General features: G+C 41.2%; 18 protein-coding genes and 1 CRISPR repeat array. Of the genes, 11 read left to right on the forward strand and 7 right to left on the reverse strand.

Annotated elements, in window-relative coordinates; all coding sequences use genetic code 11:
* Window positions 1-201 precede the first annotated feature (201 nt).
* Complete coding sequence (locus tag H6G28_RS04830; RefSeq protein WP_190669324.1) at window positions 202-570, forward strand: hypothetical protein; 369 nt, start codon at window positions 202-204, stop codon at window positions 568-570.
* Between the two features lie 131 nt (window positions 571-701).
* On the opposite strand, the gene H6G28_RS04835 is transcribed toward H6G28_RS04830, so the two are convergent.
* From H6G28_RS04835 to H6G28_RS04845, 3 genes are all read right to left on the reverse strand, one after another.
* Entirely contained in the window at window positions 702-1,532 is an 831-nt protein-coding gene (locus H6G28_RS04835) for a CRISPR-associated protein Csx3 (protein WP_313949890.1), read from the reverse strand.
* A gap of 206 nt (window positions 1,533-1,738) precedes the next feature.
* Window positions 1,739-2,273: direct repeats of the CRISPR family, unit length 36 nt; unit sequence GTTTCCAACTATTCCGATTTGACCCAATCGGTAGGG.
* A 437-nt stretch (window positions 2,274-2,710) separates the two neighbouring features.
* Entirely contained in the window at window positions 2,711-3,334 is a 624-nt protein-coding gene (locus tag H6G28_RS04840) for a CRISPR-associated protein (RefSeq protein WP_190669326.1), read from the reverse strand.
* Between the two features lie 28 nt (window positions 3,335-3,362).
* Window positions 3,363-3,746 carry a nuclear transport factor 2 family protein gene (locus H6G28_RS04845; protein ID WP_190593446.1) on the reverse strand — a complete coding sequence of 128 codons (384 nt, stop codon included), beginning with the start codon at window positions 3,744-3,746 and terminating at the stop codon, window positions 3,363-3,365.
* Between the two features lie 289 nt (window positions 3,747-4,035).
* Between H6G28_RS04845 and H6G28_RS04850 the strand changes: the two genes are divergently transcribed.
* The 3 genes from H6G28_RS04850 to H6G28_RS04860 all read left to right on the forward strand — a co-directional run bounded on the left by H6G28_RS04850 (window position 4,036) and on the right by H6G28_RS04860 (window position 8,476).
* Window positions 4,036-6,258: a CHASE2 domain-containing protein gene (locus H6G28_RS04850; RefSeq protein WP_190669327.1), complete on the forward strand. Its 2,223-nt coding sequence runs from the start codon at window positions 4,036-4,038 to the stop codon at window positions 6,256-6,258.
* Window positions 6,259-6,436: 178 nt separating this feature from the next.
* Window positions 6,437-7,468: a VOC family protein gene (locus tag H6G28_RS04855; RefSeq protein WP_190593442.1), complete on the forward strand. Its 1,032-nt coding sequence runs from the start codon at window positions 6,437-6,439 to the stop codon at window positions 7,466-7,468.
* A gap of 591 nt (window positions 7,469-8,059) precedes the next feature.
* Window positions 8,060-8,476 (forward strand): hypothetical protein, encoded by a 417-nt coding sequence (locus tag H6G28_RS04860; protein ID WP_190669329.1) that lies wholly within the window; start codon window positions 8,060-8,062, stop codon window positions 8,474-8,476.
* A gap of 557 nt (window positions 8,477-9,033) precedes the next feature.
* Here the strand turns inward: H6G28_RS04860 and H6G28_RS04865 are convergent.
* Window positions 9,034-11,250: a family 10 glycosylhydrolase gene (locus H6G28_RS04865; RefSeq protein ID WP_190669331.1), complete on the reverse strand. Its 2,217-nt coding sequence runs from the start codon at window positions 11,248-11,250 to the stop codon at window positions 9,034-9,036.
* Between the two features lie 378 nt (window positions 11,251-11,628).
* Here H6G28_RS04865 and H6G28_RS04870 point away from each other — a divergent pair, with 378 nt between their 5' ends.
* Window positions 11,629-12,861: a glycosyltransferase family 4 protein gene (locus H6G28_RS04870; protein WP_190669333.1), complete on the forward strand. Its 1,233-nt coding sequence runs from the start codon at window positions 11,629-11,631 to the stop codon at window positions 12,859-12,861.
* 378 nt (window positions 12,862-13,239) lie between these two features.
* Here the strand turns inward: H6G28_RS04870 and H6G28_RS04875 are convergent, their stop codons facing one another.
* The gene (locus H6G28_RS04875) at window positions 13,240-13,638 is read right to left on the reverse strand and encodes a hypothetical protein (RefSeq protein ID WP_190669335.1); all 399 of its coding nucleotides are present in this window, start codon (window positions 13,636-13,638) and stop codon (window positions 13,240-13,242) included.
* Between the two features lie 541 nt (window positions 13,639-14,179).
* On the opposite strand from H6G28_RS04875, the gene H6G28_RS04880 reads away from it, so the two are divergent.
* From H6G28_RS04880 to glpK, 3 genes are all read left to right on the forward strand, one after another.
* The gene (locus tag H6G28_RS04880; RefSeq protein ID WP_190669337.1) at window positions 14,180-15,457 is read left to right on the forward strand and encodes a hypothetical protein; all 1,278 of its coding nucleotides are present in this window, start codon (window positions 14,180-14,182) and stop codon (window positions 15,455-15,457) included.
* A 1,030-nt stretch (window positions 15,458-16,487) separates the two neighbouring features.
* The gene (locus H6G28_RS04885) at window positions 16,488-17,651 is read left to right on the forward strand and encodes a helix-turn-helix domain-containing protein (protein WP_190669339.1); all 1,164 of its coding nucleotides are present in this window, start codon (window positions 16,488-16,490) and stop codon (window positions 17,649-17,651) included.
* 168 nt (window positions 17,652-17,819) lie between these two features.
* Entirely contained in the window at window positions 17,820-19,331 is a 1,512-nt protein-coding gene (glpK, locus tag H6G28_RS04890; RefSeq protein ID WP_190669341.1) for a glycerol kinase GlpK, read from the forward strand.
* A gap of 223 nt (window positions 19,332-19,554) precedes the next feature.
* Here the strand turns inward: glpK and H6G28_RS04895 are convergent, their stop codons facing one another.
* Both H6G28_RS04895 and H6G28_RS04900 read right to left on the reverse strand, forming a co-directional pair.
* A complete protein-coding gene (locus H6G28_RS04895) occupies window positions 19,555-20,568 on the reverse strand; it encodes a hypothetical protein (RefSeq protein WP_190669343.1) in 1,014 nt (337 codons plus the stop codon).
* An 11-nt stretch (window positions 20,569-20,579) separates the two neighbouring features.
* The gene (locus H6G28_RS04900) at window positions 20,580-20,825 is read right to left on the reverse strand and encodes a hypothetical protein (RefSeq protein ID WP_190589697.1); all 246 of its coding nucleotides are present in this window, start codon (window positions 20,823-20,825) and stop codon (window positions 20,580-20,582) included.
* Window positions 20,826-21,353: 528 nt separating this feature from the next.
* Here H6G28_RS04900 and H6G28_RS04905 point away from each other — a divergent pair.
* From H6G28_RS04905 to H6G28_RS04915, 3 genes are all read left to right on the forward strand, one after another.
* Window positions 21,354-22,361, forward strand: coding sequence for a zinc-dependent alcohol dehydrogenase family protein (locus H6G28_RS04905; RefSeq protein ID WP_190669345.1), 1,008 nt, complete (start codon window positions 21,354-21,356; stop codon window positions 22,359-22,361).
* Between the two features lie 186 nt (window positions 22,362-22,547).
* Complete coding sequence (gene arsM, locus H6G28_RS04910; RefSeq protein WP_190669347.1) at window positions 22,548-23,516, forward strand: arsenosugar biosynthesis arsenite methyltransferase ArsM; 969 nt, start codon at window positions 22,548-22,550, stop codon at window positions 23,514-23,516.
* 14 nt (window positions 23,517-23,530) lie between these two features.
* Entirely contained in the window at window positions 23,531-24,490 is a 960-nt protein-coding gene (locus H6G28_RS04915) for an inorganic phosphate transporter (protein WP_190669350.1), read from the forward strand.
* The last annotated feature ends 223 nt before the right edge of the window (window positions 24,491-24,713 follow it).

Consider the following 24,713-nt stretch of genomic DNA (forward strand, 5'->3'; position numbering starts at 1 on the left):
AAGTAATTGTTTTGTGTATTATACTACCGCCTGATATGACTCCAAATGCACTAGTTGTTACATTTATAAACTGTTAAACTCTGTATAAAAGTTTGATTTGAATGATTGTGCTGTTAGGTGATGGCTGCACCAACGTCTTAGACGAACTCGCTACACCAGAACAACTTGAGCGCAAATTATAATTGAGTTCCTGGGAAATCTATGATTGAAGTGACACCACAACAGCAAATTTTTATGCAAGATGATATTCCTACCCGGTTGCATCATCTTGCTGCACACTTGTCACAAATTCAATGTTTATGGACTCAAGCATCATCCCCAGATATGATACTTGCTTTGGTCAATGAAAGCAGATATTTTATTGAGTGGACTGTACCAGATATGGTAAAGGCAGATGATATTAACCGAGCCGCAGAGTTAGTTGATTTAGGTCGTCTTCTGACTCGTTGGCTATTCCATTGGGATGATATCTGGTTTGATACTGAACAAAGGCAATCTGCGGCTATGCAAACCCAAGATTGGTTGCGTCGGGTTTTAGAAATTTCTGGTAGAGAACCGGAGATGAATTAACACTTCGTCAAATGAATTAATACCTCAGCTAAAATCTTTACCATTGGACGAGTTGATAAATTTTCGCCCCGCTTTAAACCATGCACACTACCTGTAAGTAATGGTGCTGTTTCTAACAGCTTATTTGTATTTTATTGCCAATTATGAGCTAGAAAAACTTCGTCCTGTGCTGCATCTAATTGGCTATGAATTTTGGCAATTACTTTTAATCCTAGTTTATGACAAAATTCTTCCCACTCAGCAAATTCGTCTATTTTTCCTGATAAGATAACTGCGTGGGTTGCTGGCTGCATAATTAGCTCATTTTCTGGTGTGATTTTACCACCAACGTCAATAATATTAATTAGCTGATTAGCACTTTTAACCCAATTAGCTGCTTTTTGGGTAAATTCTGGGGTAAAATCGGCTTTATTGATGTATTTGGTAGTTTTAGCTAGTTCTTCATCATTTTCATAAGCTTCTTGATGCCATGAACCTTCGCCATCAGGACAAGCTGTAATTATATATGGATAAGGTGCGCCTAAGTTTCCTAAAATAGTCTTTTTTAGTCCATCTCGCAAACATGATTTACCAGAATTCTGCGGGCCGCACAATACCACTTTGATAGTTGAACGCACGGGTTGGGGTTCTTTAGTTTCGATTAAATCACCAACTTTGTATTCTGTGGAACCGTGAGAAATGGTGACTATATAAGTTTTGTATCCTGGTGTGCCAATTTTGGGATCTAGAACAGCGATCGCCTGATATAAATGTGATAGTTTATGCGCCATCACATAAGCTACAGGTACAGATTGCGGCCCGTCAATTAACAGGCGATTTCCCCCAGGAATTTGCCCAGAGTCTATCATCTGTTCTAATAATTCTAGAGCGTCGCGCACAATGCGATCGCCCTGCGCGGGTAAAACTCGATTAAATCCCACCCGCAAAACTTCGCCTTCTAAACGGATTTGGTAGCTGTGCATAGATAATTGCGATCGTTCAACAACAGTTTTACTATTGCATACCTGTGGAAACAGTGTTTTCCCCAAAAATTCCGGCGCTAAAAATCAGGCGTAATCTTTAATCAAATCCCAAACGCCAAAATAGAGAAATAAAAGAGGTTAGATACTAATATATCTAACCTCTTTTTTAGTTATCAAAACTACAAAATTTAAGCTTCTAGTTTTGAGTTACAAACTATTCCAATTTAACCCAATCGGTAGGGATAATAAAAGAAAATGTAATAAGTTGCATCCTTGTGTTTCCAACTATTCCGATTTAACCCAATCGGTAGGGACAACCAAATTGCGGTAATCGGTGGCGGATTCAGGTTTCCAAATATTCCGATTTAACCCAATCGGTAGGGACTCGTAAACGCCTCATCATTCGTGATGACGGAGAGTTTCCAACTATTCCGATTTGACCCAATCGGTAGGGGGAATTATTGCCCCCAGGGTTAATAATGCAGCGTTTCCAACTATTCCGATTTGACCCAATCGGTAGGGTGTTCGGCGTTACGGCCGACGGCTTCAAGGTCACAATGTTTCCAACTATTCCGATTTGACCCAATCGGTAGGGTCCATCGTAGCATTTGTTTTTCTTCCACTTTATGTGGTTTCCAACTATTCCGATTTGACCCAATCGGTAGGGTATCTGCTACAATAATCCTAAAAAAAGGCGGAACATTCGTTTCCAACTATTCCGATTTGACCCAATCGGTAGGGAGTTCGTCTAGGAGCCTTTACCCAGTAAGGGTTTCAGCCGCCAAATCGACGCATCTCTGAAATTATTATAAATCATCAGTGAAAATTGACCAAAACACATAGCTCAAACCCTTGCCCTGTAAGCAATCGACACACCTCAACGAAAAATATAGGGTTTCAGCGATTTGGCGAGATGCGTCGATGAACAATAAAAAACTCTGTGAAAACGCCTCAAACCTAGTAGTCCACCAACCCAATATTGCTGTGTAGACCCTGTAAGGGAGCAAGGGAGCAGGGGAGCAGGGGAGAATGAAGGTACTCTCCCCTCTGCCCCGAAGCCCCTCTGCCCCGAAGCCTCTTCTCTCTCCTCTGCCCCTCTGCCCCTCTGCCAGCCACCACGCAAAGTTATCTTGGCAGACTACTAGATATAACAGTAATTATACAAAAATTTAGCTAATCTATTTGCGAAACTGCTGCTTGAGAGTAATTCCAATGGGGTTGAAAGAACGTCCTGTTACTTGTCCATCTTGTAATTCGGCTGGGGTGTATTGTAAGGGACTTTGCACAGACAACGAAGCAAGTACCATACCTACACTAGCTTGGGCAGTCATCCCTGTAAAATCTGCGATCGCATCTTCTATTGTCCATCCAGAGGGCAGGCTTTTATAAATCTTTCGCACAACGTGATAAAACTCTAGAGGGTCGTAGATATCGTTAACTACGATTGGTTCAGCAATTGTTAATTTAGAAAAGTCTTGTTTTAATTTTTTGGCAATATCAATTGACTGGGTAGAACAAATCAACCAGCAACATTCTAATTGTGGCAGATGATATTCTAAGGCCTTGCGACAAGGTTCATCTCGGCTGACTAATAACAAGAGTCCTTTGTGCTTTTTGGGTGGTAATTTGCCTAAATCAACTTCAGGCGATCGCATTTTAGCCAATGACTTAGCCAAAAACCACACCGAAAAAATAAAAATCAATACAGAACCCAAAGCAATTCCCACAGAGGCGTTTGTAGTCTCACCAAAAATGTTAAATAAAATTTGGGTGAGTGCATTACCCAGCACAGATAAAAACATTGTGCCGATCTAACTACAGCCTCATTTCCTACCGCAACTGTGCTACCAATTGTTTGGGGTTCCAATAGGCGCGGGTTGTTTGAATTTTGCCGTCTTGGTTAATCTCAAAAATTGTGATTCCTTCAAAGCTGACTGATTTACCAGTTTTACTTACTCCTTGCATTGTCCACTTGACGGCTGCTTCATTAGCAGCGACAAAAATATGTTCAGTTGTTGCGGCTAGTTTCTCAAATACAGCTTGCAATTGCCCGATAAATCGGTGATAATCTTCCCGAATCTTGACTGGGGGTTCACCAACTGGGTCATGACTCACTGCATCTTCAGCAAAGTTCTCGATCCAGCCTTCTGGATTCATGGCGGTAATGTTGCTAAAGTAGTCTGCAATGATGGTTTCAATAGCGGTGCTTGACATGGCTGAGTTTTAGTAATGGAGAGGAGAAACGGATAGTTGACAATGAAAAATAGAGACAAGGGAGAGAGTTTTTCCCCACTTAGGATTGCAATAGATTATACAACCTATTATTTGCTGAACTTTATTCATTCATTAAACGGCAACATCCAGCCAAGTAAGCTGTTAAATTAAATAAAGCAAAGAATTAACGTCTGAAGATGAAGTGTAGAATTTCATCCTTCTGCCTCCCCCATCGACGGGAACCGCCAAGACGGGGACTGCCTCACCTCCTGCCTTCTACTACAACTCTGTGATTAGTGGAATATTACAATACCTGCGAACTGCCTTAACCCGAAATCAAGATTATCGTGACACCTTGACGAAGATTCACTGGTGGCGAATGGTTGTCGTCACTGGTGTGGGAGTTACCGCTTTGGTGTGGGGAATGCGGGAACTGAAGTGGTTACAACCTTGGGAGTTAAAGGCTTATGACCAAATGTTGCGATCGCGCCCTCCAGAACCACCAGATCCGCGACTATTAATAGTTACAATTACTGAAGAGGATTTGGCAAAATTCAAATGGCCATTATCTGATGCCACAATCAATCAGTTATTAACGAAACTTGAATCTTATCAACCCCGCGTTATTGGTTTAAATATTTATCGCTCAGATCAAGAAAATCTAGCGGCTGGAATTGCTAATCAGAAGAATATTGTTGCTACTTGTTTGTTAAGCAGTCAAGGTAGATCAGAAATTTCGCCACCGCCCAATTTTCCTATCGATAATGTTGGTTATAATGATTTACTTTCTGATAACCAGGAAGACCAAATTGTTCGCCGGAGTTTATTATTTGCCGACCCGACTAATAGCAATAAATGTGCAACGCAATTTTCCTTTGCGGGTTTAATGGCAATTATTTATTTAGAAAAACAAGGGATAAATGTAGATTTTGCAGAAAAATATTTCCATCTTGGTAAAACCACTTTCCCTATCCTCACTGCTAATTCTGGTAGTTATGTAGGGACAGATGCGGCTGGTTATCAAACATTATTAAATTATCGCCACCCTAATCACCTAGCGCAAACAGTTACTCTTTCTCAAGTTTTCAACAATCAAATTAATCCCAACTGGGTCAAAGATAAGTTAGTCATTATTGGCACTACTGCTACTAGTATTTATCCTGGGGTATACACTCCCTACAGTGCTTCACCAGACCATCCCACTAGAACATCAAATTTATTTATTCATGCCCAAATAACCAGTCAAATTCTCAGTACGGTGTTAGATGGTAGACCATTAATTTGGTATTGGCCTGAGTGGCTGGAAATAATCTGGGTGTTGGCTTGGTCTTTGCTAGGTAGCTTTTTAGGCTGGCGGTGGGGACATCCCCTAATGCTGTTGGTTGTGGGAGGTGTAATCCTCACTTGTTTAATAGGAATTTGCGGGGGTTTATTTTTAATTGCTGCTTGGATACCCTTAATTCCCCCAGCGACGGCCTTTGTATTTAGTAGTGTGGGGATGTTGGTTTATACAGCGTACAACACCCAAAAGCAAACTAAATTAATTATTCAGCAAGTTGAACAACAACAAGAAGCGATCGCTCAATTAAATATTCTCTTACAAGAAACTACCTCCGCCGCAGAAGCGACTAAAATTATTGACCAACATACCCACGCCGCAGCCACAATTACACAACCCGAAAAAAGAACTGGTGATTTACTGTTGGGTGGACGTTACCAAATTTCCAGAGTGTTGGGCGCTGGTGGATTTGGACGTACTTATTTAGCCAAAGATACTCAACGTCCGGGTAGTCCTACTTGTGTTGTCAAACAATTAATGCCGGCACGCCGAGACCCAAAATTTTTAGAAGTCGCCCGCAGATTATTTAATACCGAAGCTGAAATTTTAGAGGCTTTAGGGAAACATCCGCAAATCCCCGCCTTGCTGGCTTATTTTGAAGACCAACAGGAATTTTATTTAGTCGAAGAATACATTGCTGGACATACACTCCACGAAGAATTAGCACCTGTATATGGCACAAAAACCGAAAATTTTGTGATTGAAATGCTCAAAGGTGTATTAGAAGTTTTAGCATTTGTCCATGAACATCGAGTAATTCACCGAGATATTAAACCCCACAATATTATTAGAAGTAATCAAGATAACCGCTTAGTTTTAATTGATTTTGGTGCAGTGAAATTAATGCAGCCACCAACTAGTGAACAAACAGAATTACCCACAGTTGCTATTGGTACAAGGGGCTATGCGCCACCAGAACAATTTGCCGGACATCCGCGCTTATCTAGTGATATTTATGCTTTGGGGATGATGGCAATTCAGGCGATTACTGGTATTTTGCCCCAAGAATTACAACCAGACCCAGACACAGGTAATATTATGTGGCAACCCAAAGCCCAAATCAGTGCTGAACTCAGAATAATTTTAGATAAAATGGTACGCTATCATTTTAGCGATCGCTATCAATCAGCCGCCGCCGTCCTCCAAGACTTAAACCAAATCACCGACAAATAAACTCTCTGTACCTCTCTGCATGACAGACACTTTGACGGCAGTTGCTTCAAGTCGGGGAACCCGCCCACGCAAGTGTCCTCCTCTGCGCCTCTGCGTCTCTGCGTGAGACAAAAAAATCCTGTTCCACCACCTTATTTTTGAATTAATATTATTTGGTTATATCTAAATTAAATTCACTATGACTCTAGAAAAAGAACCTAAAATAACAGGTATTTATGAAGTATGTATTGGTGTTCCCGACCCAATTTTTGCCATTCAATATTGGGAACAATTTGGTTATCGTATTGGACAAGTTGGTCAATTACCTGCGGCGATAGCCTATCAATTATATGGTGTAAATTCTGCTGTGCGTTCCATTCGCCTGTATCATCAAAATGCAGATCATGGATTGATTCGGTTGATGGTTTGGCAAAATCCCACTAATCAAGGTTTGGGGTTAGCATCCATGAAAACCAAGGGAAATCGTTGGGCAACTACCCTCACCTCTGATATTTTAACAATTTTAAATCATGCCGAAGAAGCCAAAGCGGCTGGTTTCTCAGTGCGTTATAGTATTCCCTACTGGGAAGTAATTTACAACAAAGAACGCAAAAGCCGCCCTTTTATTGACCAAACTGTCGGGGTGCGAGAAATGTTACTACTCCAACCCTTAACTCGACAAGTTTTATTTCAAAGATTTGGTTACACCATCCCAAATTACGGACATATCAACGAAGCATCGGTATTTAAAACCAGCCAGTTTACCCATATAGGGATTATTGTTCAAGACGATAGCAAAACTAGCCTGAAGTTTTATGAGGAAGTTTTAGGTTTGTTGCGTGTGCGCGATGATGTGGAAACTAGCTATGATTCTTCAGCCGCAGGTCGAGATTTATTCGACCTCAAGCCAGGGGAAAAATTTATCGTCACAACCTTTGATGATCCCCGTTCTTCCCAAACTGACTTAATGGCGGCGCGGAGTGGGAGACTTTATATAATTCGCTTTCCCGAAGCGATGAACGTAGAATCACGGTTTGAAGCCGCCCAACCAGGAAGTTTAGGAATGTCGTTGTATACTTACCGTGTGCAGCATATCGATGAATACTGCGATCGCATCAAATCCAGTCAGGTGCTAAACTTTACAAACATCATCGAAAATGAGTTTCGAGAAAAAAGTTTTTCTTTCACCGCACCAGACGGCTATTTCTGGAATTTAGTAGAGAATGTGTAGACAGGGAGTCGGAAAGAAGCCTGTTCTACGTGTACTGATTTTTTTCATAAATCCACTATGAGTTCTAGATGGTTTTTAAAATTACTATGAATTCTGAATTGTTCTTTGTAAAAAAACTGTTTTTTTCCGCCATTTTGGCAACTTGAAACTAGTCAATATTGCTATGCTAATAACAAGAAAAACATCCTAAATTAGAGCAATATTAATTTTTCCTCTGGTGACAACCGTAAAAACCAGGGGATTTTTTATAACAGGTGCAGGTTACATCTTAAAAAATGCTTCCTCCAAACCCGAATTTCTCACGTATGGGTAGCGGGTGTGGAGAGAGGGGAGTGTGGGGAGTGTGGGGGGAAAGATTTTTTCACCATCCTCCCACACTTCCCACCCCTCCCACACCCCTGGATTTCTCTCTTGTGAGAAATCCAGGCAAAGCCTGAGCCTATTTTATTAGCCCAAATTTTTGCCAAGCTTACTTGATTGGGACGTATTCATCCCATTGCTACAGGCTTGGAACCCTCGCAAATTGACAGAGGTATTGCTAATATAAATCATAAAGTATTCAATATCTTCATTCAAGCCAGCCAAATCTAAGTGAAATCAACACAAATGCTGCGCCTGATATCACTAAACATTTTTAAAAGACAGAGCTTCCCACCCGTCCTGTCTAATGAAGTGGAACTATTGAAGGCAGCAATCACTGACGCTAAACAAAGAGGACTCGATCCACAACATACGCCAGAAGTACAGAATATTGTTAGACGTATGATAACCTTGATGCCGTTTGTCGAGAAATTTCGAGAACTAGAACAGGTAGTATGCGTATACTCTTCTCTTAGGGAAACACAGCCATTCGATGCGCCTGAAGTTGAAGCAGCAGGGAAACGAATTAATTTAGTTAACAATGAATTGCTTACCGACAGGCGTTATCGGCGTTTTTACCAATCTCTTCAGTGTTTAGAAATATATGAGCTACCGTTTTCAAGAGAAAATAAGCTATTAAGCACTTAGTTTGCAGTTTAGACCGCAGGGGAGCAGAGGGGCAGAGGGGCAGAGGAGAGAGTTTAAGTCATTTATGTACAATTTCAATAGTGCAGCTTAAATGCTGATTAGCTTACCTCTCAATAATTACTTAAACAAAAATTCCGCCAAAATGTAGGCTAAATTAGCTTTAATAAGCGGCAAATGCTCTTATGTATGCAAGTTCAAAACGGCTACTTATCAGTCTGTACTGTCCAAAAATTTCTGTTACCAAAATTGTTACGAGCGTACAGCAAACTAGTTAGTTACCGTATCATGAGATTTAGTTAAGCTCCTCATACCACACCGAAAGCCGTGCAACTTAGAATTGCATCGGCTTTTTTCTTTTCGTTACACCCTCACACCCAATACGGTTCGGATAAGAAACTTACTTGTGTAGGCAAGCAAGGGTGCAGGGGTGCAGGGGTGAAAGGGGGAACGAAGGTACGCTCTCCCCTGCACCTGAAGCTCCTCCGCCCCCCTGCTCACCTCAACAGATACATTTGTTAACCGAACCGTATTGCCTTCACACCTCTACGTAAGTCTTGTTAACGACGAACACGAAACCCCTGTTGTCCATTAATTGCGTCAAAAAGAACATCGTATCGATCAAAAAATCCAATACCACTATTCACAAATACAGGCTGTTCAGCTTGGGTAGAAATCGCAATATTCCACAAATTAAACCCATCACGGTTGCCTGGAACTAAACTGTAGTCCAAAACTTGAGGAATAGCTATTTTAACAGTATTTTCCGGGCGTAACCTTCCGGGTTTAAGCTTGCCTGAGAGGTTTGGGGACTTCAACTCCACAAAACCACTTGTATTTCTAGAGTCAGTCACCATTCTGCTGTTACAGCTATTTTTCATCGCACTACCAGAGATAGTTAAACAGACGGCGTTAAGTCGAGAGTCCCATCTATTGCCAGGTATACCATCAATTGCAGGTTGCGCCTTCAGGGAAACCATCTTAAAACCTGCGCGATTTTTTTCGGTCAAGCCAAGGGTGAGATTACCACTATTATTAGTACCACCATTACCTGTGACGATCGCTCCGTTACTCAAATTTCCTGGTAATTTTCTCAACGGGTTATAAGGAAGTGACCGTTCAAAATAATTGACACCGATAATACCGGAAAACGCTGTACTACTTTTCGCCGAACAATTTGGTTTTTGGCTAGTACATTTGCGGCTAGTCACAACCTGTACCGGAACAGGTTCTTCAGTAGTCAGAAAACCAATTCGGAAATTGGTATAAACTAATTCTCCTTCTAAGATTGTCCCATCACTCAATACTTCCTTGACAACTTGACCTGTTTTGCGGATGGGAGCATTCCCGAAAAATTCTGGAGGTACTCTTAAACCTGCTGAACCTGTATCTAACAAAACACGTCTCGGTCGCCCGTTGGCTACAGATATTTCTAAAAAATAGCCTCGACTTGCTTGGCTAACAGAACCTTTAGTATATAAAGGGACTGATATCGTATCAAAAGTAGGCTTGCGACGGGTAATTTGAGAAGTATCCCGCAACGCAGGGTTAGCAAAAACTTCTAAAAATCCAGCTTGTCGCTGCGCCACAGGTTCAGGTGCAATATCCCACAGACTTTCATAGTAGAAAAACACAGCACCCAAACCGCGTTGTTGAGCCGCCCGGACTTGAGACTGAATTTGTTGTAGAGAAACTGGGCGATTTCGCAACCCTGTCATAATACCTATGCCAGTAGGTATATATTGTTGTGTTTCGATAATTTCTGGGCGAGTAATTTGGCTGATAAAAGCTTCTAAATCGTTACGGTAAACTTGCATCACTAGCTCGTCTACAATACCCAATCTCACCCAATTCAGCCAGTCTTGCAGTTGAAATTTATAAGCATAATCATAGTAATTCGGCGAAACAGAAATAATTGCATTAGGCTTGATTTGTTTCACCGCTTGATAAAGTTGGAGCATGAATGCTGTAATTTTATCCGCCCGCCATTGCACCCATGCTTGGGCTTGAGAGTTGGGGGGAGGTGGATTGCCAGTTTCTTCGGTATATAGTTTTATCGTGTAACTGTCGTAACCAAAATCCACAGGCAAACTCAGATGGTCATCAAATTGAATCCCATCAGCGTTGTATTTGGTAATGATTTCAACTACAAGGTCAGTAATAAATTTTTGGACTTCGGGATGGAAAGGATTAAACCAAGCTACTTCACCCGCCGCAGTAATTGAAGTTTGAGTTCCATCTTGCTTTTGTGTCAGCCAATTTGGGTGAGCGGATGCTAATTCTGAAGTTAAGGGAACCATAAACCCAAATTCAAACCAAGGTATAGTTACTAATCCTTGACGACGGCCTTGGTTAATAATGTCAGCAATGATATCTTGTCCTTCTGCACCTTTGAAGAAAAAGGGAATACCCTGCTGTTGTGCTACTGCACTGGGATATTTTGTATAACCATCATTCCAGACGACGGGATAGACTGTGTTAAAGTTCAGCCGCCGCAATTGAGCCATTGTATCCTGCACTTTGGCTTGATACTTCATAATATCGAAGTCGTTATTAGTCAGCCAAACACCGCGAATTTGTTGGCGGGGTGACTCAGATATTTGAGCATTTGTCGGTGTCCCATTGCCTAAAAATACCACGATGCTGAATGAGGTGATAAACAAAACTGGTAGAAGAGGCTGAATTGAGCGCCAGTTTAAAAATTGCCTAAATTTAGTCAATAACTGAGCTACCCAAGCATGAATTTTTAAGCTTTGGTATGGGAAAAATTGCAACATTAGTCAGCAGTTGTACTTAAGTTATGAAAGTTATTTATAACATTTAACTTGGATGCAGCAGTCAAATGACTGCACCAGTCAAACTAATGCACATTTGACGTAGTTAACAGTTTTTTTGTTCACGATTTATCTGGAATGGCTGTGGCGGGTAAAATTGCCAAACCCAACAACTTAATTCTTATTAGCAGTAATGATAAAAAGCATCAGTTGATGATTCATTTTTTTAGCTGATAAATTGATGGGTTATGGGCGGAATCAAATGATGATTATTCCTAGAGTATCATCAGCTTACATTTTACAAAATAAGAGTTAAAGTATTATCGATTAACGCCCTAACTGCATCATAATTACTATTCAAAAAAGGAGCAGCAAAATTATATGCGGATATTAATGCTATCGTCTACATTTCCCTACCCGCCCAGTCGTGGAGGAACAGAAATTAGAACTTTTAATTTACTGCGATATCTTCAATATAACCACGACATAACGTTAATTACACAGAGTAACAAGGAAACAACATCAGCCGAGATAGAGGAATTACGGAAATATGTGAGTGAATTGATTGTTTTTCCTTTACCGCCGGAACCCCAAGAAAAAAATGCGATCGCTCGTTTAGTCGGTAAAACAGTCCGGTTTTTAGAGTCGGTACTCAAAGCCACACCGCCAAATGTACTCCATCGCTATTCTCCAGAGATTCAAGCTTGGGTTGATGAATATGTCCGCGCCCGGAAGTGCGATGTAATTACTTGTGAACATAGCGTCAATGAAATTTATATTCAGCCAGACTACCGTCATCTAGTAAATACGGTGGTTGATGTTCACAGTTCTGTTTACGGCTGGATTCGTGATCATTTAGAAATGGGTGCGGCGCAAAATGCAACGCGCGATCGCCTTTATTTGTCTCTGGTTCTCAAACGCTACGAACAGCGTTATTGTAATAAGTTTTCTAACATTGTGGTGACAACCCAAGACGATCGCCAAGAATTTCTCAAACTGCGTCCTGATCTAGAAATTAAAGTGATTCCCAACGGCGTGGATTTAGAATTGTTTCCCTGTCGTCAACAAGACCCAGGCGGACATAAATTAATTTTTGTGGGTGCTATGGATGCTTCACATAATATTGATGCAGCATGTTTTTTTGCTGTTGAAGTTTTACCGCAATTACAAAAACATTATCCAGACACCACTTTTAGTATTGTTGGTGCTAGACCAACTCCCGAAGTTTTAGAGTTAAATAATCTTCCTGGTGTGATTGTGACTGGGCGTGTGGCTTCCATGACAGAATATTTACACCAGTCTACAGTGTGTGTAGTGCCGCTCCGCACTGGTTTTGGCATTAAAAATAAAACCTTGGAAGCAATGGCCGCAGGTGTACCTGTTGTAGCCAGCGATCGCGGTTTGGAAGGATTAGCTGTAGATATTGCAGATCAACCACTACGCGCTTTGAGAGCTAACACTCCAGCAGAATATGTCACAGCTATTAGTCAATTATTTGATCATCCCCAACTGCGTTCAGAATTATCTGAACAAGGTAGACAATTAGTAGAAACAGAATTCACCTGGGATATTGCTGGAAAACGTTATGAACAAGTTCTGCTACAGCAGTCTTAATACAGCGTTTTTCGATTGAGTGCAGGAACGGAACCCAACATTTTCAAGGCTTTGTTGGGTTACGCTATCGCTACACCCAACCTACTATTCTCTTAACTGAACCGTATTGTATTATAAATTAACGCGATGTGCGACTTATTCTTGAAACCCCTCTCCAAACCTCTCACGCCAGTCGCTACAACGGAGGGAACCTCCGCAACGCGCTGGCTCCCCGAAACGGAGAGAGGCTTTGAATCTTGCTCCCCTTCCCTGGTAGGGAAGGGGTTGGGGGTTAGGTTTGAGAGAAAGTCGCACACGGCGTAAATTATGTATAAATAAATAAATCCCCGACTTAATCACAAAGTCGGGGATTTGAGTTAATTAAATTCAACTTTAATTCTACTGCCGCATCGAAGGAGCCGCAAAAATTCTACTGTTGATGGGAACGCGAAATGTCGGCTGAGGCTTGGTAGGATTATTAGTTACCGCAACTGTATTCTCAGCAGTTTCAGATACAGTTGTTGATTTAACACTTGCAGAATTGTCTGCATTATCAACTAGCGATCGCTCATCATTATTCAATAATGTATTTTCAGATGAAACATTGCTATCTAATTCAGTTGCTTTAGCTTCTGTGTTAACTTGAGCGCGACAAGGAATGCAAATAAAACTAGAGACTACACTTAAAAGTAGTGCTAGTAAAGGACAAGTATATTGTTTCATTGCAGTGGTGTAGTGTTGGTTGGACTTCAGATTAGTGTTGCGTTGTGCTATTAAATTTCCGAGTTTTATCTTCATAAATAAGACAGAATAAGTGCTGCTATTTAAAAGCAATCTTTGAAATAAAACTCATCTAAAAAACAATTAGAAAATCAACTGATAGATGCACACTGATATAATAAATATGGGATTGATTCACAACGTGGAGCAACGCAACTATCAGCAATACTAAGAGAATAGCTAGTCATCTCTGAAGAGCAAAATTACGTATTTTACTACGTCTATTAATATTTATCAGGCTGCAATTTATTCGCATATTTAAGGATTGACATGGTATCAATATATAAAGTTTTTATCAATAATTATGTTGATTATGTTATCTACATCAAGTTTTTATTAACCATTAATCAATAGACGTATATCAGCTTGATCAAGTTTGATTAAAAGCAGAAACTTTAAAATTGGATATAAAGTCTTTATATTGAATAGCTAGGGAATAAAATTTACATTTGGCGATCGCAACCGGAGTTGAGTTATAAACATAACATCTGAATCTGCTGATTTAGACTCACAAAATAAATGTCTTTTAGTACTGCAATTTCTATTTATCTAGGAATATATGACATTGAAAAACTTCACAAAAGCCTTTGTTCTGAGTTTGGTGATTGTAAACTTTTGGTCAACCGCCCAAGCACAAACATCAACTAGTGAAACTGCTGCACTATCTCAAGAAGTGACTGTGCTGCGAAAACAGGGAAGCCAGGGATTGCAAAAATTCCTGAATACTCACAAAACTCAACTCAATACAAGTTCTTCCGGTGCAGTTGTGCCAAATCCGCAAATTCGCGCCGCCTTAGATCAACTTTGTCAACAGCGAGATTGCTATGCTTCGCGGTTGTATTGGTACACAGACTTAGAAGCTGCCAAAGCCGCCGCTAAGGCTAGTGGTAAACCTATTTTATCTCTGCGGTTGTTAGGCAGGCTAGATCAAGATTTAAGCTGTGCCAATAGTCGGTTTTTTCGTGTAGCACTATATCCCAATGCGGCAATTTCTCAAGCTTTACAAAATCGTTTTATTTTACATTGGCAATCAGTCAGACCTGTACCCAAAATTACCATTGATTTTGGAGATGGTCGCAAACTAGAGCGAACCATTACAGGCAACAGCATTCACTATATATTAGATGCTTCTGGTCGTCCGATTGATGCCATTCCGGGACTGTACGGCCCCAAAGCTTTTTTACGCCAGCTACAACAAGCTGAAGTTGCAGCCAAAGAATACAGTAAACTTCCTACTGCTCAACGTCAGACTTTTTTAAGGAAATACCATAGCGATCGCCTAAATGCAATCCAAACTCAATGGACTGCTGATTTATCCCGCTTGGGGATTCAAACTCCTCCGAGATTAGTAGATAACCCATCACCCACAGCAGAAGTCGCAGGTTCTTTGGCGGTAACAAAAATGGCCGTCGAAACTCCGATGCTGAGTGCTTTACGTCCTGGTGCGGAAGCAAATCGCAATAACTTAGCAGCAATTACCGACCAAGAAGCTTGGAATAAAATTGCTCAACTTTATGCCACTGATGCCAAACTCGATCAAAATAGCATCGCTTTAATCAGCGCCAAAAAATTCTCATCAACCAAAACTGAATCTGAAAATTTGCAAAAAATCGTCAATCAATTTGAAAATTTGATGGCTTTAGATTCCGTTAGAAATGAATATATGTTGCATAGCCAAATTCATCAATGGTTTACCCAAGAAGCCCAAACTAGTGATGTAGCCGAATTGAACGAGAAAGTTTACGCGCAACTTTTTTTGACTCCTAGTTCTGACCCCTGGTTAGGACTTTTAGCCAACGATAGCTATAGTGCTATTGATAATGATGGTTTACGGTAAGCTATTAAGCACTTAGTTTGCAGTTTAGACCGCAGGGGAGCAGAGGGGCAGAGGAGAGAGTTTAAGTCATTTATGTACAATTTCAATAGTGCAGCTTAAATCCTGATTAGCTTAGTATAAGCTTGGCTATTGGTAAAGCTATACCTGCGGTAGTAGTGTGTTTATTCTTTTGATAGAAGTTAGCGATAAGATTCACAACTATCGTTGAGCTAAAGCAGTTCTACATCATTTGTAAATTACAATCTCCCCGATTTATCCAAAGTCGGGGGATTATTTTAAATATTGAGAAATTATCTTATAGGTAGTAGTGCGATCGCAGTCTCAGTTTAGGCCTATTCTAAACTTTTGTCACAAAAGCAAAAGCAAACACTACTGGTAGGCTGTAAGATAACTTCAGACTGAATCTATATTCATAGATTCTTCTAAAGAGTGAATAATGCTCAATATTAAATATATAGAAGTTCTATCTGATAAAAAGCATCATTATGCAGTTTATCAGACCAACTATTTTTGTTAATAGAACCATTAAATTTTGATGTTTTTTATATATGCAAGCAGATATAGCCTTTCTCATTCTAGTAGCGCGGCAAGCCTTAAATGTTGCATGATAAATTTCTTGTGGGATGGGCTTCTAGCCCGTCCGGTGCGGGCAGGATGCCCACACCACAAGAGTTATTTTTATGCCCTATTTTAGCCTTGCCACGCCACTAGTGAAGTACAAGCAAGAATAATTAACCGCCGATGGACGCGGATGGACGCAGATAAATTTGTACCTCAGCAGACTAGGAAAGGCTACAGCACAATACGGTTCAGATAAGACAACTAAATCACCACCAAACAAAAATAATGACTCAACAAAAAACGAAAGAATAATTTTGGAGGGGGTTTGGGGGACGGTTGCGTCCCCCAATCGGGGGCTTGGGGGAGAATCCCCCAAATCTTGCTCATTATCTAATAGGTAGAGCAGAAATTGAGAAATCAAATCTCATCTCATTAACTGAACCGTATTGGCAAATAGCAGGACGAGAAGATGAATATAAAATTATTTATCAAACGTTTAGAAGCCTTGCACAAACCTCTAGCAGATTTGCACCAAACTGCTAGTATTTTACCTTGGATTCCTGCTGATATGCTACCCCAAGCTTATCAAGAACTTTATAGTAATTCCAAGATGTTACAGTTAGCAGCAAAAGAACTGTATCAGCAAAATGAAGCACTTAAAGAAACACAAATTTTACTGGAAACCGAACGCCAAAATTACCAAAATTTATTTGAGTATGCGCCAGATGGCTCTTTAGTCACTGATAAAGCGGGGATTATTCAAAACGCCAACATAGCTGCAACGAAATTACTGAACATTCCCAAAAAATTTCTCATCGGCAAAGCTATAATTCAATTTGTTTGTTTAGAAGAAAGACAGCACTTTCGCCAAGAACTCCATCAGCTATATCAAGCAGATAGAACAAAAGAGTTAATTATTCGCTTGCAACAACGTCATGGCGAGTATTTTGACGCAGCTTTCACAGTCAGAGTCATCCGTAACCCGGAAGGTAAGGCTATTAACTTACTCTGGTTACTGCGGAATATTAGCGATCGCCAGCAAACAGAATTACAATCAACTGAGAGTTACAGCGAGTTCATCCAAAATCGCCCTCGATACAAATATTCTAAAGGTGAAACGATTCCTCTTAATAACTCAGTGGTTTGGTATGTTGTCCAAGGTTTGGTCAAACTCAGTACATTTTGTGAAACTGGCGAAGAAATCTTGTTAGGATTGGCAAAAACGCAAATGGTGTTTGGTTCTGGGATGACTTCTCTATCCATTTACCAAGCTACTGCTTTATCAGATGTGGAGTTAGTACCAATTTATCTATCAGAATTATCAGTTACACCAGCATTGAGTCATAGTTTGTTACCCAAAATCAATCAACGGTTACAACAAACAGAATCATTTTTAGTCATCTCCAAAAAGCAATTAGTCGAAGAACGTTTACAACATTTATTAGAACTTCTCAAACAGGAAATTGGTGAACCAGTAGAAGAAGGGACTCGCTTAAGCGTCCGCTTGACTCATGAAGATATAGCCAGTGCTTGCGGTACTACCAGAGTCACCATTACAAGATTGTTAGGAAAATTGCAACAACAAGGTTTAATTAGTATTGATGCTAAAAAACATATTATTTTAAAAGTGTAGGGCGTGTACTTATTCAAAACCCTGATACCTTTCGGCTGACGCTCACGGCGACACCCCATACCCCTTTCACCCCCACACCCAGTCTTCATAAACAATCTTTGTGCAGAAGTCCTGTTTGTGATATCCTTACCCAAACAAGACTTCAGACTTCACACTTCATCAGTAACCTTGGATAGTAAATCTCCATCATCAGGCTATATTTTGGCTTTGGACTTGGGTACAACAGGCAACCGTGCTTTTGTGTTTAACAAAGCGGGTCAAATTGTTGGACAAGCATATAAAGAACTTACTCAGTATTATCCGCAGCCGGGTTGGTTAGAACATGACCCGGAAGAAATTTGGCGAGATACCTGCTGGGTAATGCAAAATGCGATCGCTAATGCTGAAATTGCGCCATCAGATATCGTCGCTTTGGGATTAACTGTACAACGGGAAACCTGCTTAATTTGGGATAAAACCACTGGTAAGCCGCTACATAAAGCCATTGTTTGGCAAGACCGCCGCACAGCACCCCTTTGCAATCAATTACAAGCCCAAGGTTACGCCGCCGAAATTTATGACCGCACTGGTTTGGTGATTGATGCTTATTTTTCGGCAACAAAGTTGAGATGGTTATTAGAAAATGTTGCAGAGATTGATTTAGACAATGTTTTGGCAGGCACAATTGATACTTGGGTATTGTGGAAATTAACAGGTGGGAAAGTCCACGCAACCGACCACAGCAACGCCAGCCGCACAATGTTAATGAACCTCAAAACCTGCACCTGGGATGAAACATTACTCGAAATCTTACAAATTCCGGCTCAAATTCTGCCCCAGATTCAACCCAGTTTAGGCAAATTTGGTGTGACTGATCAAACTTTGCTGGGTGTAGAAATTCCGATCACAGCGATTTTAGGCGACCAACAAGCAGCATTATTTGGTCATGGCTGCGATCGCCCTGGGTTAATGAAATGTACTTATGGCACTGGTAGCTTTTTGGTAGCCCATACAGGTGCAGAAATTGTGCGATCGCAACATCAACTCATTTCCACCTTGGCTTGGACACAAGCGCAAGACAACAGTAATTTAAAAATTGGTTACGCCTTAGAAGGCAGTATGTTTACTAGTGGCGCTTGTATCCAATGGTTGCGCGATGGCATCAAATTGATCAAAACTGCCGCCGAAACCGAAGCAATGGCTAACCAAGTGTCAGATAACGGCGGCGTGTATTTTGTCCCTGCCTTTAGTGGACTCGGTGCGCCGCACTGGGATATGAATGCTAGAGGAGCTTTTTTTGGCATTACCGCCAGCGTCCAACCCCAACATTTAGTGCGGGCTGTTTTAGAAGCGATCGCTTACCAAGTTGTGGAAGTTGTTCAAGCCATCAATGCTTGTTCTCCTACGCCAATGAAGCGGTTAATCGTCGATGGCGGTGCTTGTGAAAATAACTTTCTGATGCAATTTCAAGCCGATGTCTTGGGCATCCCCGTAGAACGCCCAAAAATGCGCGATACCACCGTACAAGGAGTAGCATTTGCCGCCGGTTTAGCCGTTGGATTTTGGGACAGCTACACCACATTAGTTAATCAACGGCAAATAGACCACATCTTTGAGCCTAATCCAGCCAGGAATAACGCCTTGGCTAACTTTAGCACTTGGCAAAAAGCAGTTCAGCGTAGTTTAGCCTGGGTAGATTAAGTACGTAGAGAGTAATGAGTGTTGAGTGTTGAGTGTTGAGTGCTGAGTGCTGAGTGCTGAGTGATGAGTGTTGAGTGCTGAGTGCTGAGTGCTGAGTGCTGAGTGCTGAGTGCTGAGTAATGAGTAAAAAAATTTTCCCCTACTCCCCACTCCCTACCCCCTACTCCCTACTCCCCACTCCCTACCCCCTACTCCCCACTCCCCACTCCCCACTCCCCACCCCCTACTCCCCACTCCCCTTACGAACTAACTTTGTATCCCAAGTGTAAAAGCCGACTGTATCAGGCATTCTAGAGAATCTTCCTATGCGATAACCGCGTGAGAGTTCATTTAGTACCTTGCTTTTCACTTCTCGCACTTCTTCTGCGTTCAGATTGCCATAAATTCCCGTGATGACTTCAGCCACGCTAAAAACTTTCCCTGGATGTTGCCTAAAGAAAATAGTTAAAGCATCAATCAAAAATTGTCCTTCATAGGCTTTGAGCATTGGAACAACTTTTGCTTGTGGTACGACAACCGGTTTCTTCTTAGTTTTCCCAGTCTTAGAGTTACTGGTGGTTTGATTGGTGGTGACTAAACTTAAATCTAGGGTGTAACAACCAGGTTCATTCGGTATACCAAACCAAGCTTGTCTTTCTCTACCTTGGGTGAGTGAAGATTGCACTCTACCTTTGACCACTTTAAAGACATGGGGGTCTAAGTCACCATAAAGCGATCGCACAATGAAATCTATGTGGCAAACAGTACCCAGATGTTGTTCTAATAGCTGTTTGATAGCTTCCATCCGAGTTAAAGAGTTATACTCACTCAACATCGGAATATCTACATTGTTCAGCGAGAAATCTCTGTTTGAGAAACTAAAGTCTGTAGCTGGGGACTCGTTGACGTTGGTTGTTGCAGCAGAACTATCTGTTTCTAATGCTTCTGTGTTTGGTTGTGGTGAATCTGGATGCGCCGCTAATTCGCCATCAGATTTTTGAGATGAAGGAGATAAAAGTAAATCTTCTTTAGAGGCCGAAAGCATTTCGTTCACAACTTCAACCGTCAGTAGCTTGTTGTTAGCTTCTGAAAGTGACGACCAACTAGATAACAAACCTTCAACATTATCGAGTTGCGATCGCGCCTGATTGTATAAAGTGCCATATTCTTCAACCAATCGCGCATAGTAGTCTCGTAACTCTAACAAAGGCGTGATTAATGATTGTGGGGGTGGTTCCAATTGCAATTGCGGTTTCATAAAGCGTTACATCAACCCAACGTGGTGTCACTTGTATAAGTCATTGGCCTTGGTTTGGCTTTTTGAGATGGCTGCGGAGATTTGCGTGGTGCTTGTGGGGGACGGCAGCTTTCGCAATATAAAGGACGGGGGCCAAACGTCTCGCGTTTAGTTGTCTGATTGCATTCTTTACAGACAAAGTGAAACACCCTGGTGTGAATTAGTCTTTTATGCGCTCTAACAGTGTATTCCTGCACGTCTATATATTTACTTGCCATAGTCCAGAAACGTGAATTTCAATTCTATCAATATAGCTATTCAAGCAAATGAAATTGAATCAGTGTGTGTTGATTTGTAAGTTTTATTCAAATCCATGATTCATTCTCAAACCTGAAGTTGCAAATATTGCATCAAGGTAAATCAACACTCACCAATTTACTCTCTTCAGACAGAGACATCCGTAATTCATCTAACTTAAATAGCATTGACGCATAAAAATGAACAATCAAGGGTCGAGGAGAGGGTGAAGGGGTGTAAAAGTCAAGGATTCCACACAAAAAATTGTTTGTTAACCCATCAGGTGAGCGATCGAGGAGTTGTTTGAATCTACTTTTTTGGCATCGCCATAAATATATAGGACTCATATTTGATTTGGGAAAAAAACCAGTACACTCAGATCAGGCTTCTGTCCTACTCCCGACTCCCCATTCCCTATTCCCTAACTACACAAATAAATTCAGAAATCAAACCGGATTCCTATAGGTGATGCTTAGAATGATTGATTCATCCGATGATGGTAGAAGTTGATGAAAGCTTACGAAATCCAAAGTGATGCCGGCATTGATGCTTTAAAATTAGTTGAACGCCCCCAACCAGAACCCATAGCCGGACAAGTCCTCATTAAGGTAAGAGCCACATCTTTAAATTACCGTGACTTGTTAGTAGCTGAGGGCAACTACGGTTCTAAATTGACATATCCGCTAATTCCTATGTCTGATGGTGCGGGGGAAGTTGTCGCCGTGGGTGAAGGTGTGACAAGGGTAAAAACAGGCGATCGCGTCGCCGGGATTTTCTTTCAAACTTGGATTGACGACTCCCCAACCAGACAGAAAATGAAGTCTGATTTAGGTGGCAGCATTGACGGAATGCTGGCTGAATACGTTGTGCTAGACCAAAATGGGCTAGTAATCTTACCTGATCACCTCTCCTACACCCAAGCAGCCACTTTACCCTGCGCTGCTGTCACTGCTTGGCACGCCTTAGTTACAAAAGGTCACATTCGCACCAATCACACTATATTATTGCTGGGTACTGGCGGAGTTTCGATATTTGCCCTTCAGTTTGCCAAACTCCACAATGCAAAAGTCATCATTACTTCTAGCAGCGATGAGAAATTAGCCCGCGCCAAACAACTAGGTGCTGATGAAATTATCAATTACAAAACCACACCAAATTGGCAACAGCAAGTTTATGAGTTAACAAATCGCCTTGGTGTAGATCACGTCATCGAAGTGGGTGGTGCAGGTACTTTACCACAATCACTCCAAGCCGCCAGAATTGGAGGACGTGTGAGCTTAATCGGTGTGCTGACAAGAGGCGGTGACATTGATCCTATGCCCATATTAGCTAAAAGTCTTACCTTACAAGGCATTTATGTAGGCAGTCGAGAAATGTTTGAAATGATGAATCAAGCAATATCTCACCATCAAATCTTTCCCATAATTGATTCTGTGTTTCCATTCACCGCCGCCCCAGAAGCATATCGCTACCTCGAAACTGCTGCCCACTTTGGTAAAGTCGTGATTGAAATTTAAATTCACACTACCCTTCTCCCAAAGGGAGACGCTATGCGAACGGGAAGCCGTGCGAAGCGCGTCTACATACTTCACACTTTATATTTCATACTTTCTCTCTCAGGATAAATTCATTTAGGCGATACTTGGTTATATTAGGATGCACAGAGTTGAGTATTCCTGAAAAAACCTAATATCCCGACTTTCATGACTTATTTAGAAACAGCAGCAGAATTTTACCGTGAAGTGGCAGAAACACCCGAAGTAGGACTTTGTTGTGTCCAAAGTTCACCCTTGCAATTCCCTGGCTTAAAAATTCCTTTGCCGATGCAAGAAATGAACTATGGTTGTGGTACAACGGTTCACCCAACAGAACTGATCAACCAACCAACTGTGCTGTATGTTGGCGTGGGCGGTGGATTAGAAGCGTTACAATTCGCTTATTTTTCTCGTTATGCTGGTGCGGTAATTGCTGTTGAACCTGTGGCTGCTATGCGAGAGGCTGCTACACGCAACCTGGAAATTGCCGCCACCGAAAACTCTTGGTTTAATCCTAATTTTGTCGAAATTCGCCCAGGTGATGCTTTTAATTTGCCTGTAGCTGATGCTTCGGTGGATATTGTCGCCCAGAATTGCCTGTTCAACATTTTTGAACCAGAAGATTTAACCAGAGCTTTAACAGAAGCATATCGTGTGCTGAAACCCGGTGGACGTTTGCAAATGAGTGACCCCATTGCAACCAGTCCAATTCCTACCCATCTTCAACAAGATGAGCAACTACGCGCTATGTGTTTGTCAGGCGCAATTACCTACGACGAGTATACTCAGCGCATAATTGATGCTGGTTTCGGACAAATTGAAATTCGCGCCCGTCGCCCTTATCGTTTACTGGATGCTCAAACTTACAACTTAGAAGCAAACCTATTACTAGAAAGTCTTGATTCAGTGGCTTTTAAAGTTGCAATTCCAGAAGATGGCGCTTGTATTTTTACTGGCAAAACAGCCATTTACTTTGGTACAGCAGCTTTATTTGATGATGGCGCAGGACATCTGCTTCAGCGTGGGATTCCCGCCGCAGTCTGTGACAAAACGGCTGCTAAACTGGCGACTTTAGAGCCGCAGCAAATCATAATTACTGATTCAACCTGGCACTATAACGGTGGTGGTTGCTGTTAAAATTAAAACCCAAAATGTTAATTATTAGTTTATTTTTGGCTACGTTATTTCTGGCATACTCTCATGGAGCAAATGATAATTTTAAGGGTGTAGCAACACTGTTTGGTAGTGGCACAACTAGCTACCAAACGGCGATTGTCTGGGCAACTATTATGACCTTTGCTGGTGCAGTTGTTTCGATATTTATGGCTGGTACATTAGTCCAAAACTTTTCGGGACAAGGTATTTTTCCCGATGAAATTGCTAATGTGCCAGAAATTCATTTAGCCGTGGCGATCGCATCTGGTGTTACAGTGTTAATGGCTGCTTTGACAGGGTTTCCAATTTCGACAACTCACAGTTTAACAGGTGGGTTATTAGGGGCGGGATTAGTTGCGATCGGTCTCAAGGTTAATTTTAGTGTATTACTTAGATATTTTGTTTTACCTTTAGTATTGAGTCCCATAATTGCAATTTTATTAGCAGCAGGTCTTTATAAATTATTTGTATATACTGATTCTAAGTTTAACTTATTGTCTAATCAAAAGCTCGTAGATACACTGCATTTTATCAGTGCAGCAGTTGTCAGTTTTGCCAGAGGCTTCAGTCAAACTCCCAAGTTAGTTTCGATTATTCTGATTATTGAATATTTTTCCATTCAAGGTGGAATGTTAACCATTGCAATGGCGATGGGATTAGGTGGGTTACTCAATTCTCAAAGAATTGCTGCCACCATGAGTACAAGACTGGCTACTATAGATTCTACTCAAGGTTTGTCTGCAAATTTCGTGACCGGATTTTTAGCGATCGCAGCAACTTATTTTGGTTTACCTATTTCTACAACTCATGTTGCAGTTAGTTCCATTGTTGGCGCTGGCTTAACCGCAAAACAAGTATATTTACGTGTTTTCTGGCAAATAATTTTTGCTTGGATTTTTACTTTACCCGCCACAGCAATTATTAGTGGTATAGCTTATAGATTATTACAAGGCTAAAGATATTAATAATTCAGAAGTCAGAATCCAGCATGATTAACCAGCTTTGCTGAGGCAAAAATTTTAACTAGTTTAGACTTATGATTTATTAAACCCTGCTCAATTCCGAAGTATAGATTATGTATTCAAAAAAACATTTATCGACAGCGTTTTTCACTCCAATAAGGTACATTCATCTAGTCTCTAGCCCCTATTAACTTGTACTGCACTCAACCGAAAAACG

The organism is Nostoc sp. FACHB-190, assembly GCF_014696905.1.
Classification (GTDB): Bacteria; Cyanobacteriota; Cyanobacteriia; order Cyanobacteriales; family Nostocaceae; genus Nostoc_B.